Here is a 16,495-nt window from a genome sequence, read left to right as displayed (position 1 = left end):
ATATCCATGCTGAAACAAATTTCTATTTTTGCCGCCAATGCCAAGGGGGCCTTGGGCAGGATGACGGACGAATTGGCAAAAGGCGGGATCAATATCTATACCATGCTGGCAACAGACAGTGCGGAATTTGGCATTGTCCGCCTTATCGTAGATGATGCAGATAAGGCCAAGGATCTGCTCAAGAAGGCTGGCTACCAGTGCCGCATCGATTTTGTCATTGCTGTCGATATGGCTTCTGACGCACCAGGGACCTTGAACAAGATTTTGGAGAGCCTCAATCAGGCCAATGTCAATATCCGTTATCTTTATATCTCCTTTGACCGCAAGACCTCAAGCCCCATTGTGGTGATGCAGACCGATGAAGCGGAAACGGAGACCTTCCTCATGGGAAAGGGATACAGGCTGGCAGACCGCTTCTAACTAAAAGTAGGCTGGAAAGAAAGGATGCTGCCTTTCTTTCCAGCCTTTTATCTTAAATCGCCAGAAGACACCTTCCTCTTAGGGCAGGGATGAATGACGGTTTGCTGAGTGGATTCGATGCTCACGGAAGTCTTGAACCTTTCCCGTTTTTATCAGCCGAAGAGGTCCAAGACTCAGTAATTTCCTTCTGATTGCTGCTTTTTGGTCTTAGGCTTTCGAGTCTTCCGCCTTAGGGTTGTTAAATGCAATCTGCCTTACCAAAGCAGATTGATGCGCTGCATCGGGCACTAAGGGAAAAGCTGAACGCCGGTCGTCTCCTCCATTATCGTTTCCTTATATTTTATAAGATTCCCTTCTCACAAAAATCAAATCAACACTAAGAGCCCTCAACCGAACCTAGGATTTCATTCGGTTTGGGGGCTTGTTTCATGGTCTTATGCTTTACCCTCGTTTTGACTTCTATGTCTTTCTGCCTTTATATTCCCGCTTTTGAGACGGCGAAAACCGTTCCGCCTTACCAAGGCAATGCAGAAAGGTTCGTCTTGTTTTTCCCTTCCCGTCTTTTAGCATCACAGCACCAACGCACCACAGCATCTGGCCTGCAATCTTTTTGATCGACAGCCTTGGCATCAACTCAGCCCGATTTTTGAGCTGAGTAAAAAATAAAGAAGGCCTTTTACCTCGGCCGATGCTTCCAAAACAAATAAAAATAAGCGACTTCAAGTAGGCAGCAGGTCATCCAGCCCACAGGGTAGCCAAAGCCCATGGTTAGGGGCGTATTGCTGATGAAGCGGCTCATGACAAAAAGGTAGATCTGGCGGATGAGGACAAAGGAAAAGAGCATGATGGCCATTGGGGCAACAGAGTCCCCGCGGCCGCGGAGGGCCCCGGCAAGGACCTGGTTCACGCAGTTAAAGAGCATAAAAAAGAGGTTTACGTGGATAAAGCCGACTCCGGACAGGATAACGCCTTCGTCGCTTGTAAAAAGGCGCAGGGCCGTATCGGCAAATATTACGAGAAGGGTCGTTATGACGCCGACAATGCCAAGGCTCAGTACAATGGAAGAAACAGTGCCTTCATCGGCTCTCTTGTCTTTTTTGGCGCCGACATTTTGGGCCACAAAGGTGGTGGAGGCCATGGCCATGGACTGGACGGGGAGCATGACGAATTGGTCAATCTTGTTGTAGCAGCCCCAGCCGGCCATGATGGTGGGACCAAAAAAGTTGATATAGGACTGAACAAAAATATTGGAAAAAGAGGTGATGACGCTTTGGATGGCGGCGGGAAGGCCCACACAGAAGATTTCCTTAAGGATTCCCCGATCCAGGCAGAGATCCCCAAAGCGGAAACAGTAGATGTCATCCGTACGGATAAGGACCGCCATGGTCGCCCCTGCTGAAATGAATTGGGCAAGGATGGTCGCGTAGGCAACGCCGGCAATGCCCATATGGAACTGGAGCACGAAAACCAGGTCCAAGATGATGTTGAGGACGCTCGTGAGGACCAGAAAATATAGGGGCCGTTTGGTGTCTCCTACGGCGCGGAGGATGCCGCTTCCCATGTTATAAAGGAGCAGTCCTGTCACGCCGGCAAAGTAGATCCTGAGATACAGGGAGGCTTCCCCAAAAACATCGGGTGGGGTTTTCATAAAGGCCAGCATGAAATCGTTGGCGGAAAGAAAGAAGACCGTAAACAGCAGGCAGAGCAAAAAGGTTGCGGCCATGGTCGTTTCTACGGCACGGTGGAGCTTTTTATGGTCGCCGGCACCAAAATATTTTCCGATGATGACGGTAGCTCCGATGGAAAATCCATTAAAAAAGAAGACCGACATATTGGTGACCATCGTTGTGGAACTGACAGCTGCCAGGGCGTTTGTTCCGACAAAGTTGCCTACGACGATGGAGTCGACCGTATTGTAGAGCATTTGGAAGATGTTGCCAACCATCAAGGGGAGGGCAAATTCAAGGAGCAGCTTGGGAATGCTGCCCTGGGTCATATCTTTTGTCATTGTTTTTGCCTGAGCCATTGCGGGAATCGCCTGCCTTTAACGTGATCGATGCAGAATTTCCTTCCTATTATATCTGATAAACACGCGTGACTGCAAATGAACGGGCGCTTTCTTTTTCCCCCAGGGTCTGGGAACTTTTTAAAGCGGGCAGAAAGAAGCGATTTCTTTTTTATGGGCCATGTTTTTACGAGATTTTTATTTAATCCCTCCGATTCATATGTTACAATAGGGAAGTAATTCAAGAAAAACGAAGGATAAAAAGCCATGCGCAATTTCATTCAGATCACAATCACCAAAAAAGGCGAAAATCGGGCCCGTCTGGGTCATCCTTGGGTCTTTGAGGGAGAAGTCCTCAAGGAATCGGAGAAACCGGAAAATGGCAGCCTTGTCGATGTTGTCAGCGAAAAGGGCAAATACATCGGCACCGGTTTTTACAACGACCATTCCAAGATCAGGGTTCGCATCCTTTCCTATAATGCCAATGACCGCTTTGACGAGGCCTTTTTTGAGCGCCGCGTCCGCTATGCGGTGGAGTACCGTAAGACCGTCATGCCCGGTGCGGATTTTACCTGCTGCCGCCTGATTTTTGGCGAAGCCGATGGCTTTCCTGGACTGACGGTGGACCGCTTTGACGACGTTCTCGTTGCCCAGGTCCTGTCCCTTGGGATGGAACGCCACAAAAACCTGATTTTTTCCCTTATCCTGCGCGTCCTGCGGGAAATGGGCGAGCGCGTCAAAGGCGTTTATGAACGCAATGATGTCAAGATCCGTGAACTGGAAGGCATGAGCGAAAATAAGGGAATTGCCCAAATCCCGGAAAATGAACTGACGGAAAATGACCTGATGCCCGTCATTTTTGAAAATGGCCTTTCCTATACGGTTGACGTGGTCAATGGACAGAAAACAGGTTTTTTCCTTGACCAAAAATATAACCGGCAGGCCGTAGCGCGGATTGCCAAAGGCAAGCATGTCCTTGACTGCTTTACCCATACCGGGGCTTTTGCCTTGAATGCAGCCAGCGGCGGCGCCGCTTCCGTAACGGCTGTTGATATTTCCGCTGAGGCCCTCAAGACGGCCCAGCAAAATATCCTCCGCAATCAATTGACTGATGTCGTAAAGACCCAGGAAGCCAATGTCTTTGAGCTTTTGACCGAACTCAAGGAGCAGGGCCATGCCCCGTATGATTTCATCATCCTTGATCCGCCCGCCTTTACAAAGTCAAGTTCCACCGTGCACAGCGCCTTCCGTGGCTACAAGGAAATCAACCTCAAGGCCATGAAACTGCTGCCTCGAGGTGGGTATCTGGCAACTTGCTCGTGTTCCCATTTCATGGATGATGCCCTTTTTGTGAAGATGCTCCATGAAGCGGCCCGCGACGCCCATGTGAGCCTGCGTCAGATCGAGGCCCGTCAGCAGGCACCGGATCATCCCATTTTGTATAATGTGCCCGAAACGGACTATCTTAAATTTTACCTATTTCAGGTTGTCTAGGAAAGAAGGAAAACCGCGATGAAACAACGTATGATCATGGCGCTTACGGCACTTTTTACCGTTATCGGAAGCACGTTTCTTCCCCGGCTTGAAGCGGCGGCACTGACGACGGAGCAGCGCTACCATCAGTCCCGCATTGTCATGATGACGACCCAGGATAATGCCGTGCTCCTTGCCGAACCGAATAAGGACGCGCTTGTGATGGGGTACTATCCCAAAGGCACGCTTTTTGTGCCCATCAATCAGAGTCGCAATGAAACAGAGGGCAAGACCTATAATCTTGTCATCCGCTTTGACGGAGCCGTGGGGTGGCTCGTGTCAGATACCGTGGTTCTTGGAAAACGCTGAGAGCCACTAAATAAAAGCTGTACTGGACGGCAGAGGGAAAGGCATTTTCCCAGCAGAATATCGAGGAAAGGGAGGCACTTCAGGGATGGAGAAGGATAAAGAAATGGGTTCAGAAGTCGCGGCTCAAAATGAAGCCAATCAGGAACTTTTGGAAGAGCAAGTGGAAAACGACCTCACGGCAGCCCTTGACCGTAAGGATCGTGACGCGGTAACAACCTTATTGGAGGAAGCCCACCCTATAGACGTTGCCATTGCCCTTGAAGAGGTCTCTGACAGCGATATCCTCTTTCTGAACAGTCTGGTCACGGCCGAGCAGCTGGCTGAGATCGTGGAACAGGCTGAAGAGGACCTGCAGGTACGGATCATGAAGCTCCTTGATCTGGACCGCATCCTTGCTGTCTTCCAGTTCATGTCAAAGGACGATATCGTCGATATCCTGGGCAATATGCCTGTCAACCGCCGTAAGGAATTGCTTAAGCTCATGAAAAGCGGTGACCAGACGGTCATCAGGAACCTCCTCGGTTATTCGGAAACGAGTGCCGGCGGGATCATGACGACGGAATTCATTTCCATGCGCAATACCCTGACGGTGAGCCAAGCCCTGGAAAAAGTCAAGGAAATCGCCCCCAAAACAGAAGAAATCAATATCCTTTATATTACTAACGAAAAGAAGCAGCTTGTTGGGACGGTTTCCCTGCGGGAGCTTCTTGTCGCCCAAAACTATGATACCCTGCAGGACATCATGGAAGACAATGTGATTTCCGTTGAACCGGAAACAGACCAGGAAGACGTTGCCCGCCTTGTTTCCAAGTACGACCTGCACGCCATTCCTGTTGTCAATAAACGGATGGGCATTATCGGCATCATCACCGTCGATGATATCATTGACGTCATTGAAGAAGAAAACACGGAAGACATGCTCAAATTGGGCGGTGTCAACAAAGAAGAAGATGTAGACAGTTCCGCCCTGGAATCGGTCCATATGCGGCTGCCCTGGCTCCTTGTCAATCTTGTGACGGCCTTTTTGGCGTCCGCTACGGTTTCCATGTTTGAGGATACCATTTCCCAAGTCGTGGCCCTGGCTGCTTCCATGCCCATTGTGGCCGGTATGGGCGGGAACGCGGCCACCCAGACACTGGCTGTGGTCATCCGCGGCATCGCCATTGGGGACATCAAGCTCCATGGCAATGAAAAACGCATCCTGAAAAGCATTTTCGTAGGTTTTATGAATGGCATGGTCTGCGGCGTCCTCGCGGCACTTGTCGTTTCCTATATGTATGGCAATCCCTATTTGGGGATCATCATCCTTGTGGCTATGGTGGCCAACATGATGATTGCGGCTTTTGTCGGTTTTGTCATTCCCGTGGTTCTCAAGGCCTGTCATGCCGATCCTGCTGTTGCCTCGAGCATTTTCATTACGACCTTTACGGATGTGTGCGGGTTCTTCATCTTCTTGGGACTTGCCAAGATTTCCCTGCCTTACCTCATCCGGTAGGCATCCTTTGCTAAGGCCGATGGAACGTTTCTTCCATCGGTCTTTTTGTTTTTGTATAGAATTTGTAAACTTTTTTTTGAATATCCCCGTTATGCCTTGAAACATGATATAATCAAATAATATAGAGAAAGGAGCGATGCTGCCTTGTCGCAAAAGTATGGTCTGACCACTCAGGAAGCAGAAGCCTCGCGTGCCCAATATGGCCGCAATGAGCTGTCCCGTCCTCCTAAGGAGACATTCTGGCAAAAGTTTGCCGCTAACCTCAAAGATCCCATGATCCGGATCCTCACGGCCGCCCTTGTCATTAATATCATCTTTGTCTATACGGGACATGGAGACTGGCTGGAAACGGTGGGGATCTTTCTCGCCATCCTTCTGGCGACCCTTGTCAGCACCTATTCGGAATATGCCAACGAAAACGCCTTCCAGAAACTCCAGGAAGAAGCCTCCCGGATTTTCTGCAAAGTCTATCGGGATGGGGAGCCCCAGGAAGTGAGCATTGCCGATATCGTAAAGGGAGATGCCATCATTCTCCAAGCTGGGGATAAGGTCCCTGCTGATGGGGTCATGCTTGCCGGCGCTCTCAAGGTGGATCAGTCCGTCCTGAACGGGGAAAGTGAAGAAGCACCCAAAAAGCCGGGGGATCCTGCCCTTGCCCTTGATCCGGAGAAAGTCGATTTTCTCCAGACTTATGCCATCTACCGCGGTTCTGTCGTCCTTGAAGGCGAAGGCATCATGCGGGCTGACTGCATTGGGGACCTGTCTGTTTATGGAAAACTGACGCAGGAACTCAAGGATAACGAACGGGAAAGCCCGCTCAAGCACAAACTGCGCATCCTGGCTGCCGTCATCAGCCGCATCGGGTATCTGGGCGGTGTCTTCATTGCTCTTGCTGTCATGATCCATAAGATGCTGCAGGCTCCGAGCCTTGGCGCATACTTAAGCAGCGGCGGTGCCCTTGTCCAAGACCTGGTCCAGGCCGTCATCCTCGGCGTCATCATCATCGTCATGGCCGTTCCAGAAGGGCTTCCCCTTATGGTTGCCCTTGTTTCGAGTCTCAACATGCGCAAGATGCTCCGGGACAACGTCCTTGTCCGCAAACTTGTCGGAATCGAAACGGCGGGCAGTCTGAACCTGCTTTTTACCGATAAGACAGGAACCATTACCAAAGGAAAATTGACCGTTGTCACGTTTCTTGCCGGCGATGGTACGGTCTACACGGAATTCAAATCCCTTCCGGAAACGCTCCGCAAGGCCACTTATGCCAACTGTGTCATCAATACGTCAGCTGCTGTCAACGATGAGGGCAAGATCATTGGCGGCAACATGACGGAAACAGCCCTGAGCGCCTATATGGAAGGCTATAAGACGGATCTTGGCGTGACACGGACCCATTTTGTGCCTTTTAACAGCACCAATAAATATTCCTGGGCCCATGTGACGGGTGCCTATGATCTGTGCCTTGTCAAAGGGGCTCCGGAAAAACTTCTTCCTGCTGCTGACCAGTATCTTGACGCGGAAGGAAAGAAAGCCGTCCTTACTGGGGACATGAAAAAATCCCTAGATGAAACCATGGTTGGCTATGCCAAGGATTCCATCCGCATGTTGGGCCTTTTCATCCGTGAAGGAGTGATTGCCGGTGAAAAGGTCCCTCAAAACGGACTGATCCTCGTCGGCATCGTCGGTATCCGTGACGATGTCCGTCCAGAAGCCGTGAAGGCCATCAAGGAAGTCCAGCGTGCCGGCGTCCAGGTTGTCATGATCACCGGTGACCGCCGGGAAACGGCCATGGCCATTGCCCGCGATGCCGGCATCCTCAAGGAAGCCACCGACATTGTCTGGACCAGTGACGAACTTTCCCGTCTTTCTGACCAACAGGTACGGGAATCCCTTCGCCATCTGCGTGTCGTGGCTCGCGCCCTTCCGATGGATAAATCCCGCCTTGTCCGTATTGGACAGGAAATGGGCCTTGTCGTGGGTATGACCGGCGACGGCGTCAACGATTCACCGGCCCTTAAAAAAGCCGATGTAGGCTTTGCCATGGGCAGCGGCACGGAAGTTGCCAAAGAAGCCGGCGACATCGTAATCCTTGACGATAACTTCTTATCCATTAAGCAGGCCATCCTTTATGGACGGACCATCTACAACTCCATCTGCCGCTTCATTGTCTTCCAGCTGAGCATCAACTTCTCGGCTGTTGCCATCAACCTGCTGGCGCCCTTCCTAGGAATCGAAAAGCCGCTGACCATCATCCAGATCCTTTGGATCAACCTCATCATGGATACCTTGGCGGCCCTTGCTTTTGGCGGCGAGCCAGCTCTTGATCGGTATCTTGAGGAAGCGCCCAAGGAGCGGAGCGCGCCCATTGTCAGCTCGACCATGCTGACCAAGATCATCCTGGGCGGGGCCTATACGACCCTCCTCAGTCTGCTGCTCTTTTTGTGGGGCCCCTTGACGGATCTTTTCCGGCCCCAGACTGAAGCACTGCCTCTTTATACGGGATTTTTCTGCACCTATGTGTTCCTTGCCGTTATGAATGCGTTCAATGTGCGGGTTGATTCCGTCAATCTTTTCGATCATATCACAAAGAACCAGGGCTTCATCGAAATCAACGTCATGATCATCCTCATCCAGGTCATCATGACCTATGTGGGCGGCCGTGTGCTGCGGGTCGTTCCGCTTACCTTAGGCGAGTGGGGGACCGTCCTTCTTCTTTCGCTGTCCATCATCGTTGTGGGGACGCTCTTTAAGATCATTGCCAAAAATCATTAAGGCCAAAGGACCATGGAAAAACGAGGATATCGTTTTTTCATGGTCCCTTGTTTCCAGTTAGGCCATCTTGATATTATCTTCACATTTTCTCCACCCCTTTAGCAGGGACATCTGCTACATTATAGGAGAAGCAGAAAGGAGATGGAAGCGATGAAAAAAATCATGATCCTGGCTCTTCTGGCCCTCTTTGCCATTCCGACCTATAGTGTCCTTGCTGCAGAAAGTCCAGCGCCAGCAACCAACACGGCGCAGAATGAACGCGCTCCCTATTGTTGGGGCGGTTATCGCGGCGGCAATGGAAACTATGGCGGCTGCCCGGGTTGGCAGTACCAGAACCAAAACAACAACTGATTCCTTTGGGAATGGACCCTTTCCTCCAGGCTTGTGAGGAAAGGGCCATTTTCTTTTTCCCCGTCCTATGCTATCATTACAGGCACTGAAGGAGGTGGCACGATGCCTGCAAGTTCCATACTCATTGCTGACGATGATGAAAAACTTCTCAGCGTTCTTCTATCCTATTTCAAGGACGAACAATTTACGGTCTATCTGGCCCGTGATGGGGCGGAAGCCCTCAAGCGCCTCAAGGAAGATCATCCTGATATCATGGTCCTTGACATCATGATGCCCGGCATCGATGGCTTTGAAGTCTGCCGCAGGGCACGGCAGTTTACGGATATTCCCATCATTTTCCTTTCTGCCAAGGACGATGAAGCCGACCGGCTCGTCGGCCTCCATTTGGGAGCTGATGATTACGTGGTGAAGCCTTTTCATGTGCGGGAGCTGATTGCCCGCGTAAAAAGCTTCCTCCGGCGCCGCCGAGGACAAGTCCTGAACCAGTCTGCTTCCTACGAAATCCGGGACCTGTTCATTGATAAGGAACGCTTTGAAGTACGCCGGAAAAAGGCGTGGATTTCTCTTACGCCGACCGAATTCAGCCTGCTTGACATCCTGGCCTCTGCACCGGATAGGGTCTTTAGCCGCATGCAGCTCTTGGAAAAGGCCATGGGCGGCGTCTATTACGAAGGCGCGGAACGGACCATCGATACCCACATCCGGAACCTCAGAAAGAAGCTTGAACCGGATCCGTCCCAACCAATCTATATTGTAACCGTCTACGGAGTTGGCTATAAATTCCTGGGGGCGCGTCATGAAGCATAAAAACAGCCTTGCGTTTCGTTTGACCGTCATGGTCCTTGTCCTGCTCCTTATGACCATTGGCGCCATGACGCTTCTTACGAAGTTCCAGATGGATGCCCATTTTTCCCAATACCTTTATAATTCATCCCATATGATGGGGCAGGGGCGGGGGATGCGCGGCATGCACGGCATGATGCACGGACCGGCTGAAACCGTCTATCTGTCCTCCGTCCATAACAGCCTTTTTTGGCTGGGCCTTGGCATGGCCCTATTAAGTGCCTTGATTTGTTTTCTGATGGTGCGGGAAACCCTGCGCCCCCTCAAGGACCTTACGCAGGCGGCTCGGGCCATCAAGAGGGGCCGCTATGACCAGCACGTTCCCGTTCATTTTGATGACGAAGTCGGGCTGCTTACAGAGACCTTCAATGAGATGGCCAGCGCCCTGGATGAAGCGGAAAAAGGAAGACGCCAACTTTTTGCGAATATGGCGCATGAACTGCGGACGCCGCTTGCCATCATCAGCAGCAATCTTGAAGGCATGATTGACGATGTACTTTCCTTTGACAAGAAGCGCCTTCTTTCCATGGAGGACGAAGCCCTGCGCATGGGACGCCTGATCCAGAACCTGCGAGATCTTTCCCTTGCCGAAGTGGGGCAGCTGGAGCTCCATAAGGAAAAAGGAAACCTGGCGGTGCTCCTCAAAAAAGCAGTCGCGATGATGGCACCCCTTTTTGAGGAAAAAAAGCTGTCCGTGACCCTTTCTCTTGAAGAATCCCTTCCGGACCTTTTGTTTGACCGGGACCGTATGAACCAGGTCATCTATAACCTCTTGAATAACGCTGTGCGCTACGTCCCGCAAGGGCGCTCCCTAACAATTTCCGCAGCCACTGAGATGGAGGGGAAAACTGCCTATCTGCTTACGGAAATCCGGGATACGGGGGACGGCGTTCCGCCCGATAAAATGTCCCACCTTTTTCAATATTTCTACCGCGGAGAAACCTCGCGGAACCGCCAAAGCGGCGGCAGCGGCATCGGGCTTGCCCTGGCCCGTCAGTTGGTCCAAAGCCATGGCGGAAAGCTTTGGGCTGAAAGCAAGGTGGGGGAAGGGACAAGCTTCTTCTTTACCCTCCCTGTAACACCAGTAAAGCAAGCCCCCTAACGCAAATCCCACATAGTACCATAAAACGACCCTGTTGGGAATCATCTCCCAGCAGGGCCGTTTAACGATAGTTATTTTCGAAGGGCCGTAAGGTCCGCATCGTAGCGCTCAAGAACAGGATTGATGGCCTTTAGGAAAATGGCAAGGCGCTCCGTCCCAAGGGGCGTCAGATGGATAAAGGTGGACCGCCTATCCGTCCTGCAGGTTGTGCGCATAATGACGCCGCAGGAGTGCTCGAACTGCTGGAGCATGCGGCTTGTGGCGCTGGGACTGAGGCCGACTTTCTGGGCAAGGTCCTGGATGGAAAGGGCCTTATCCTCACTCTGGCTTAAAAAGTAGAGGGTGTAGAATTCGTTGAGGCTTACACTGTGCTCGCACTCAAAAAGGGCTTTTTCGAGGGCCTTCTTGATTTTCTCATGGCGGCAGCGGAAATACAGCCAATCTGTTAAGCTCGCCATAGGCCTACGCCTTCATGCGGATGACCAGCTCTTTTGCTGCCACAAGACCGAGCTTATTGGCGGCAAGGGGACTGTCGCCGGTAATCACGTTGCGGTCCACATGGACGGCCCCTGTAATGTCAGAATTGAGGAGATGGACCCCAAGCTTTTCGAGGCTTGCGGCAAGAAGCCAGCGGAGGCGCCCCGGCATGTAGCCAATGTCCTGGTTGGCCCCTTCGTCAAGGGTATCGGGGAAGACTTCCATATCAAAACCTTTGAAAAGAAAATCTTCCGGTTTTTCATCAATGGCTGCAGCCAGGAAGGCCGCCGGTCCATGACAAAGGGAGATAAGGACCTTGTTTTCCTTCATGGCCCACACGAGGACGCGCTTGACATCGAGGCTGAAGGGAAGGCCTACAAGGGCTGCGTGGCCGCCTGGAAAGAAGGCTCCAACATAGCAGCTCCCAGGTTTTGTTACTTCGCCAATGATGTCAGACAGGCGTTTAGGTTCCTTGAACTTTGGCAGGATGCTGTCATAGTAGGCCATGACAGCCTTGTCTTCTGTCGGCATGGCCCATTGCTCCAATTTGACGGGATTTCCGGAAAGCGTAGCTACCTCGATTTCAAAACCCGCATGGGCAAGATGCATCAGGGGAAGCAGGGTCTCAACGGGATGGTTCCCTGTGGAAAAGAAATTGTCTTTTTTCGTAAGGACATAACGTTCATCGCTTGCGACAACAAGGATCTTTTTGGCAGGGCCTTCATAGGGGGTGACGTCGCCGAAGCCTTTGAAATCGGTGACCTTGCTTGTATAGACGCTCAGGGAGTATGGGGAGGGGAAAAAGGCATTGCGTTCGGCCCGGTCAGGAACGGGCCGCTTGCTTAATTCAGTGGTCATAGGAAAATCCTCCTTCACGAATGAATGTTTTTTAAATTGCTTGCACACGCAAACAAATAATATCGAATCAATGTCCTTTTGTCAAGAAAAAAGTCGGGGGAGAGGAAATCCTTCCTCACCCCCTAAAACGGGCTAGACTCGAAACGAAGCATGGGACCCCATGACCCCGCCTCTGACGATGAGCTGGGCGGGAATCCGTTCCTTGAGCTCTGCCACGTGGGAAATGATGCCGACAAGGCGGCCCCCTTTTTGGAGGTCCATCAACGTGTTCATGGCTTTGTCGAGGGTTTCCGGATCAAGGGAACCAAAGCCTTCGTCGACAAGGATGGTATCTAGGTGAAGCCCGCCGGCGTAGGACTCAAGGACATCTGAAAGGCCAAGGGCAAGGGACAGGGAGGTAAAGAAACTTTCGCCGCCGGAAAGGGTATGGACGGACCGGGCCTGTCCTGTATACGCGTCAAGAATCTCAAGGTCAAGGCCCTGTTCCTTGCGGGCATCATGGATGCCTTCCCGGCGGTAGAGGGTATAACGGCCTTCACTGATGGCCGAAAGACGCAGATTGGCCGCCTTGAGGACATCGTCGAGGATGGCCTGGAGGACGTAGGCCGAAAAGGACAGGTTTTCGCTGTTCTGTCCCTTCGCCGTGGCCGCAAGAAGACCGATGGGACCATAGTCGTCCTGAAGCTTTGCGATTTTTTCTTCAAGGCTTTTCAGGGTGTCCAGTTCCTTTTCCTCACGGGCAATGCGCTCGCTAAGTGCACCTTGCTGTGCAGCAACGGCTTCATAGCAGCTTCGGGCTGCTTTTTCCTTTTCTTCAAACGGCGCCAGCAGGGGTTTTTCCTTGCCGGCGATTTCTTTCTGGAGAATCTTCAGTTCCCCCTCCGTGCTGGCTTTTTGCGCTTCGAAACGATTCACTTCTTCTTGGAGAGCCTCTTTTTGGGAAAGGTCATGATGGGCGGCAAGGAAGGCGGGCTGGTCAGGGAAAGGAGAGGCTTCAAGGGCCTTTTTGAAGGCCTCTTTGTCATAGTCGAGGGCGTGAGCGGCTTCCTTTGCAGACCGCTTTGCCGTTTCCAGGCTGCCTGCTGCTTTTTTCAGCGCACCTTGCGCCTTTTCAAGGGCATCCTGTTCTTTTTTTAGGGCCGTAATTTTTTCTTCCAGATCGTGCTGCTCTTTTTGCAGACGAGCCTTATCTTCCTGGGTCTGGGTAGCAGGATGGGGATGGGTGAGGGAGCCGCAGACGGGGCAGGGTTTTCCCTTTTCAAGACTTCCGGCAAGGCGGACCATTTCGCCTGAAACTGCCGTCATGCGGGCCAGTTCTTCCCGCGCCCGGGCCACTTCTTCTTGGAGCAGGGCCGTATTGGTGCTGGTTGCTTTTTGAGAGCGGGCCGTGACCTCTTCCAAGGCGCGCGCATAGTCCTTTTCCGCTTCTTTTTCGAGGGCTTCCGCTTGACGCGCCCGATTGAGGCTTTGCCAGGCCCTGTCATAAGGAGCGTGGAGTTTTTGCGCCTCATCAAGCAGCTTCAGTTTCTTTTTCAGACTTTCGATGGCCCCTTCTTTTTCCTCAAGGGCCTTTCGGCGAGCACAGACCGTTTCGTAGGACGCAAAGAGGTCCTGTTGCTTTTTCGCTCCTTCAAGGGCCGCCGTCGCTTTTTTTAGGACGGCACTCATTTCGGCGGCTTCTTTTTCCTTTTCCTTCAATAGATGCTTATTTTGGCTGAGCACCTGGACCAGTTCTTCCAAGGACGCGGTCTGGGCCTGTTCCAGCAGGTGGGCCTTTTTGGCGGCTGCTTCATCGTAGTCTTTTTTGAGGGCCTTTGCCCGGGTATCGAGGGCTTCTTCCAGTTTCCGGTAGGCCTGGGTCTTGAAGAGGGTCTCTAGGATGATGCGGCGTTCTTTGGAATCGGCCATGAGGAAACGGCGGAATTCACCTTGGGGAAGAACCATGAGCTGGCGGAACTGGGCCGCCTTGAAGCCTAAGATCGCCTCCACTTCCTTTGTGACGGCACCGTAGCTTGACGCAAGGAGCGTGCGCTCTCCCTTTTCATCGATTTCAACGAGACTGGCTCCGGCAGGGACGCTCCGCGTTCCTTCGCCGCGCTGCTTTACCAGTTCCTGCTCCGGCGACCTTGTCACCTCATAGGTGCGGTCCTGGTTCGTAAAGACGAGCTGCACTTCGGTTCTCACTTTGGGGGACGCATAGTCGCTGCGTAAGGAGCGGTTTTCCCGCAGGTCGCCGCTGGCGGTTCCATAGAGGGCAAAGGTCATGGCATCAAGGATGGTCGTCTTGCCGCTCCCCGTCGGACCGGTGATGAGAAAGAGCTGTTGATCCCTAAGGACTGAAAAATCAATGGTTTCCTTGTCCGCATAGGGGCCAAAGGCCTGCATTACGAGTTGTCTTGGTTTCATCAGGCATGCCTCCCTTCGCGCCGTGTTTCGTCAAGGACTGCTGCAAGGAGGCGCTGCTCCCTGTCATCCATGGACCGCTTCTGGATGGCTTCAAAAAAGTGCTCAAACAGTTCTTCTTCCGTAAGGCCCTTGCGCGCCTCGGCAGGATCGTCCTTCTTTTTTTCGGAAAGGCCTTCATACCCTAGCTGCAGGATATGGGGATAGACTGTTTCAAGGCGGCTTTTGGGGTCAAGGACGGGTGTCCTGTCCGTGAGTACGATCTTCAGGTAATTTCCCCTTTCCTCCAGACGGGGATGGGTCAAAAGGTCCTCAAAGCGCCCCTTGAGAATGGACAGTTCATGGGGCGGCGTGAGTGCAAGGGGGGTTGTCGTGACGTTTCCCGCTGCGTCCATGTCGACGATGATGACCCCTTTTTTCTGGCTTACCTCAGAAAAGGAATATTTCATGAGGGAGCCGCAGTAAAAGGCCCGGTCCGATAGGCGCTGCTGGGCGTGGAGATGACCCAGGGCCGTATAGTGGAAGCTGTCATATAAGGAAAGGGCAACCGAACTGGAGCCGCCGGCGGCAAGGGGTCGCTCAGAATCAGGGGTGACCTGCGCCCCTGTGACAAAGGCATGGGACAAGGCAATCTTGCGTGCCTTCTGCGGGATTCTCGAAAGGATTCCTGCAATCTGCCAGGAAAGGGCGGCTTCGTGGGTGGCCTTTTTATCTCCCGAAAGTTCCGTTGCCGTAAGGGGTTCGCAGTAGGGAAGCGGGGCTGCGTAGATGGGACCAGTTTTGTCGGAAAGAATGACCGGTTTTGTTTCGGCACTTGCAGGCCCCGTAATAAAGAGGTTTTCCGACGCAAAAAGGGCCCTGCCAAAATTGAGCCGGTCAGGGTTGTCGTGATTTCCTGCAATGATGACGGTCGGAATCTTTTCTCCCAGGATGAGCTGGCCGAGGATTTCATCAAGGGCGCGCACGGCTTCCGTAGGCGGAACGGAGCGGTCGTAGATGTCGCCTGCAATGAAGAGGGCATCAATCTTTTCTTCCCTAATGATGGTCATAAGCTCGCCAAGGACCGCCACCTGATCTTCAAGAAGATGAAGGCCGTGAAAGATGCGGCCCAGATGCCAGTCCGATGTGTGGAGAAAACGCATGATACCCATCCTTTCTGTACATGAAAAAAGAAAAGGGCTGTGAAAAAATGAGCCGATCATCTCTTCGAAGCCCTCTCTTTGTCTTTTATGGTTCTATGATTTCAGCGCTAAAGGAAAGCTCAGGGCGGCGGAGTCTTTGCTGCACAGACCCGCTCACTTTTCCAATCTTTTTTTCACGACTGCCATCAGGGGCGACTTCATGATGAGTCCTGCGAGCAGGGCGCCGCCTAAGGCGCTCATGCCAAAGGGAATGATAAAAAAGTAAAAGGGCACGGTCTTTCCCAAGAGGTAGGTACTCATGAACGAGGCGATGAGCGCGGCAATAAGACCTGTGCCGACGATTTCACCTAGAAGGGAAGCACTCTCTTTTTTTGTGCGGATAAAGAACCAGCCAGAAAGGTATGCCCCGACAATGCTTCCCGGAAAAGCCAGAAGGGAGCCGGTCCCCAACAGATTGCGCAAAAGGGCAATGAGAAAGGCTGCAATAGCGGCTCCGTTGGGCCCGATCAGGACACCGGCCAGGCAGTTGATGAGACTCTGCATGGGAAAGCATTTGCTGATGCCGACCGGGATGTAGAATAGACCTGCCGTCAGGGTCCCTAAGGCCACAAAAAACGCGGATAAGGTAAGACGAAAGGATTTCATGGTCATGACCTCTTTTTCATGGAATGGAATTGCTTTCCTTAGTATAGCTTACTTTGGAATGCAAAAAAAGGGGCTTGCCCCGCTTGTATGTGTCAACATTTTCTCGGGAGACCCATATAAGATTGTGTTGCAGCTTAATT

At 52.3% G+C, this 16,495-nt stretch carries 14 protein-coding genes; 8 read left to right on the top strand and 6 right to left on the bottom strand.

The genetic code is table 11. The features are described 5' to 3' along the window. Nucleotides 1-6 precede the first annotated feature (6 nt). Complete coding sequence (locus tag QZQ08_RS02570) at nucleotides 7-420, top strand: amino acid-binding protein (protein ID WP_296327386.1); 414 nt, start codon at nucleotides 7-9, stop codon at nucleotides 418-420. Between the two features lie 676 nt (nucleotides 421-1,096). On the opposite strand, the gene QZQ08_RS02565 is transcribed toward QZQ08_RS02570, so the two are convergent. Continuing rightward, on the bottom strand, nucleotides 1,097-2,446 hold the full coding sequence (locus QZQ08_RS02565; RefSeq protein WP_296359903.1) for an MATE family efflux transporter: 1,350 nt from the start codon (nucleotides 2,444-2,446) through the stop codon (nucleotides 1,097-1,099). Between the two features lie 246 nt (nucleotides 2,447-2,692). On the opposite strand from QZQ08_RS02565, the gene QZQ08_RS02560 reads away from it, so the two are divergent. From QZQ08_RS02560 to QZQ08_RS02530, 7 genes are all read left to right on the top strand, one after another. Then, nucleotides 2,693-3,919: a class I SAM-dependent rRNA methyltransferase gene (locus QZQ08_RS02560; RefSeq protein ID WP_296327381.1), complete on the top strand. Its 1,227-nt coding sequence runs from the start codon at nucleotides 2,693-2,695 to the stop codon at nucleotides 3,917-3,919. Nucleotides 3,920-3,937: 18 nt separating this feature from the next. Further along, nucleotides 3,938-4,267, top strand: a complete 330-nt coding sequence (locus QZQ08_RS02555; RefSeq protein WP_296327379.1) for a hypothetical protein — start codon at nucleotides 3,938-3,940, stop codon at nucleotides 4,265-4,267. Nucleotides 4,268-4,352: 85 nt separating this feature from the next. Then, a complete protein-coding gene (mgtE, locus tag QZQ08_RS02550; protein WP_296327378.1) occupies nucleotides 4,353-5,762 on the top strand; it encodes a magnesium transporter in 1,410 nt (469 codons plus the stop codon). Nucleotides 5,763-5,906: 144 nt separating this feature from the next. Next, on the top strand, nucleotides 5,907-8,534 hold the full coding sequence (locus tag QZQ08_RS02545; protein ID WP_296327376.1) for a calcium-translocating P-type ATPase, PMCA-type: 2,628 nt from the start codon (nucleotides 5,907-5,909) through the stop codon (nucleotides 8,532-8,534). 150 nt (nucleotides 8,535-8,684) lie between these two features. Further along, nucleotides 8,685-8,885: a hypothetical protein gene (locus QZQ08_RS02540; RefSeq protein ID WP_296327374.1), complete on the top strand. Its 201-nt coding sequence runs from the start codon at nucleotides 8,685-8,687 to the stop codon at nucleotides 8,883-8,885. Nucleotides 8,886-8,987: 102 nt separating this feature from the next. Continuing rightward, nucleotides 8,988-9,692, top strand: coding sequence for a response regulator transcription factor (locus QZQ08_RS02535; protein WP_296327372.1), 705 nt, complete (start codon nucleotides 8,988-8,990; stop codon nucleotides 9,690-9,692). Then, on the top strand, nucleotides 9,682-10,830 hold the full coding sequence (locus QZQ08_RS02530; RefSeq protein WP_296327369.1) for a cell wall metabolism sensor histidine kinase WalK: 1,149 nt from the start codon (nucleotides 9,682-9,684) through the stop codon (nucleotides 10,828-10,830). Before QZQ08_RS02535 ends, QZQ08_RS02530 begins: the two co-directional genes overlap by 11 nt. A 71-nt stretch (nucleotides 10,831-10,901) precedes the next feature. Here the strand turns inward: QZQ08_RS02530 and QZQ08_RS02525 are convergent, their stop codons facing one another. From QZQ08_RS02525 to thiW, 5 genes are all read right to left on the bottom strand, one after another. After that, nucleotides 10,902-11,288, bottom strand: coding sequence for a MarR family transcriptional regulator (locus QZQ08_RS02525; RefSeq protein ID WP_296327366.1), 387 nt, complete (start codon nucleotides 11,286-11,288; stop codon nucleotides 10,902-10,904). 4 nt (nucleotides 11,289-11,292) lie between these two features. Then, on the bottom strand, nucleotides 11,293-12,165 hold the full coding sequence (gene hchA, locus QZQ08_RS02520; protein ID WP_296327363.1) for a glyoxalase III HchA: 873 nt from the start codon (nucleotides 12,163-12,165) through the stop codon (nucleotides 11,293-11,295). Between the two features lie 132 nt (nucleotides 12,166-12,297). Beyond that, complete coding sequence (locus QZQ08_RS02515) at nucleotides 12,298-14,571, bottom strand: SMC family ATPase (RefSeq protein ID WP_296327360.1); 2,274 nt, start codon at nucleotides 14,569-14,571, stop codon at nucleotides 12,298-12,300. Beyond that, on the bottom strand, nucleotides 14,571-15,710 hold the full coding sequence (locus QZQ08_RS02510) for an exonuclease SbcCD subunit D (RefSeq protein ID WP_296327357.1): 1,140 nt from the start codon (nucleotides 15,708-15,710) through the stop codon (nucleotides 14,571-14,573). Before QZQ08_RS02510 ends, QZQ08_RS02515 begins: the two co-directional genes overlap by 1 nt. 153 nt (nucleotides 15,711-15,863) lie before the next feature. Next, complete coding sequence (gene thiW / locus QZQ08_RS02505) at nucleotides 15,864-16,355, bottom strand: energy coupling factor transporter S component ThiW (protein ID WP_296327354.1); 492 nt, start codon at nucleotides 16,353-16,355, stop codon at nucleotides 15,864-15,866. Nucleotides 16,356-16,495: the final 140 nt, after the last annotated feature.

This window comes from uncultured Acidaminococcus sp., assembly GCA_900538365.1.
In the GTDB taxonomy this organism is placed as follows: domain Bacteria; phylum Bacillota; class Negativicutes; order Acidaminococcales; family Acidaminococcaceae; genus Acidaminococcus.
Note: the sequence above shows the minus strand (reverse complement) of the source record. Positions and strands in the feature narration are given on the sequence as shown.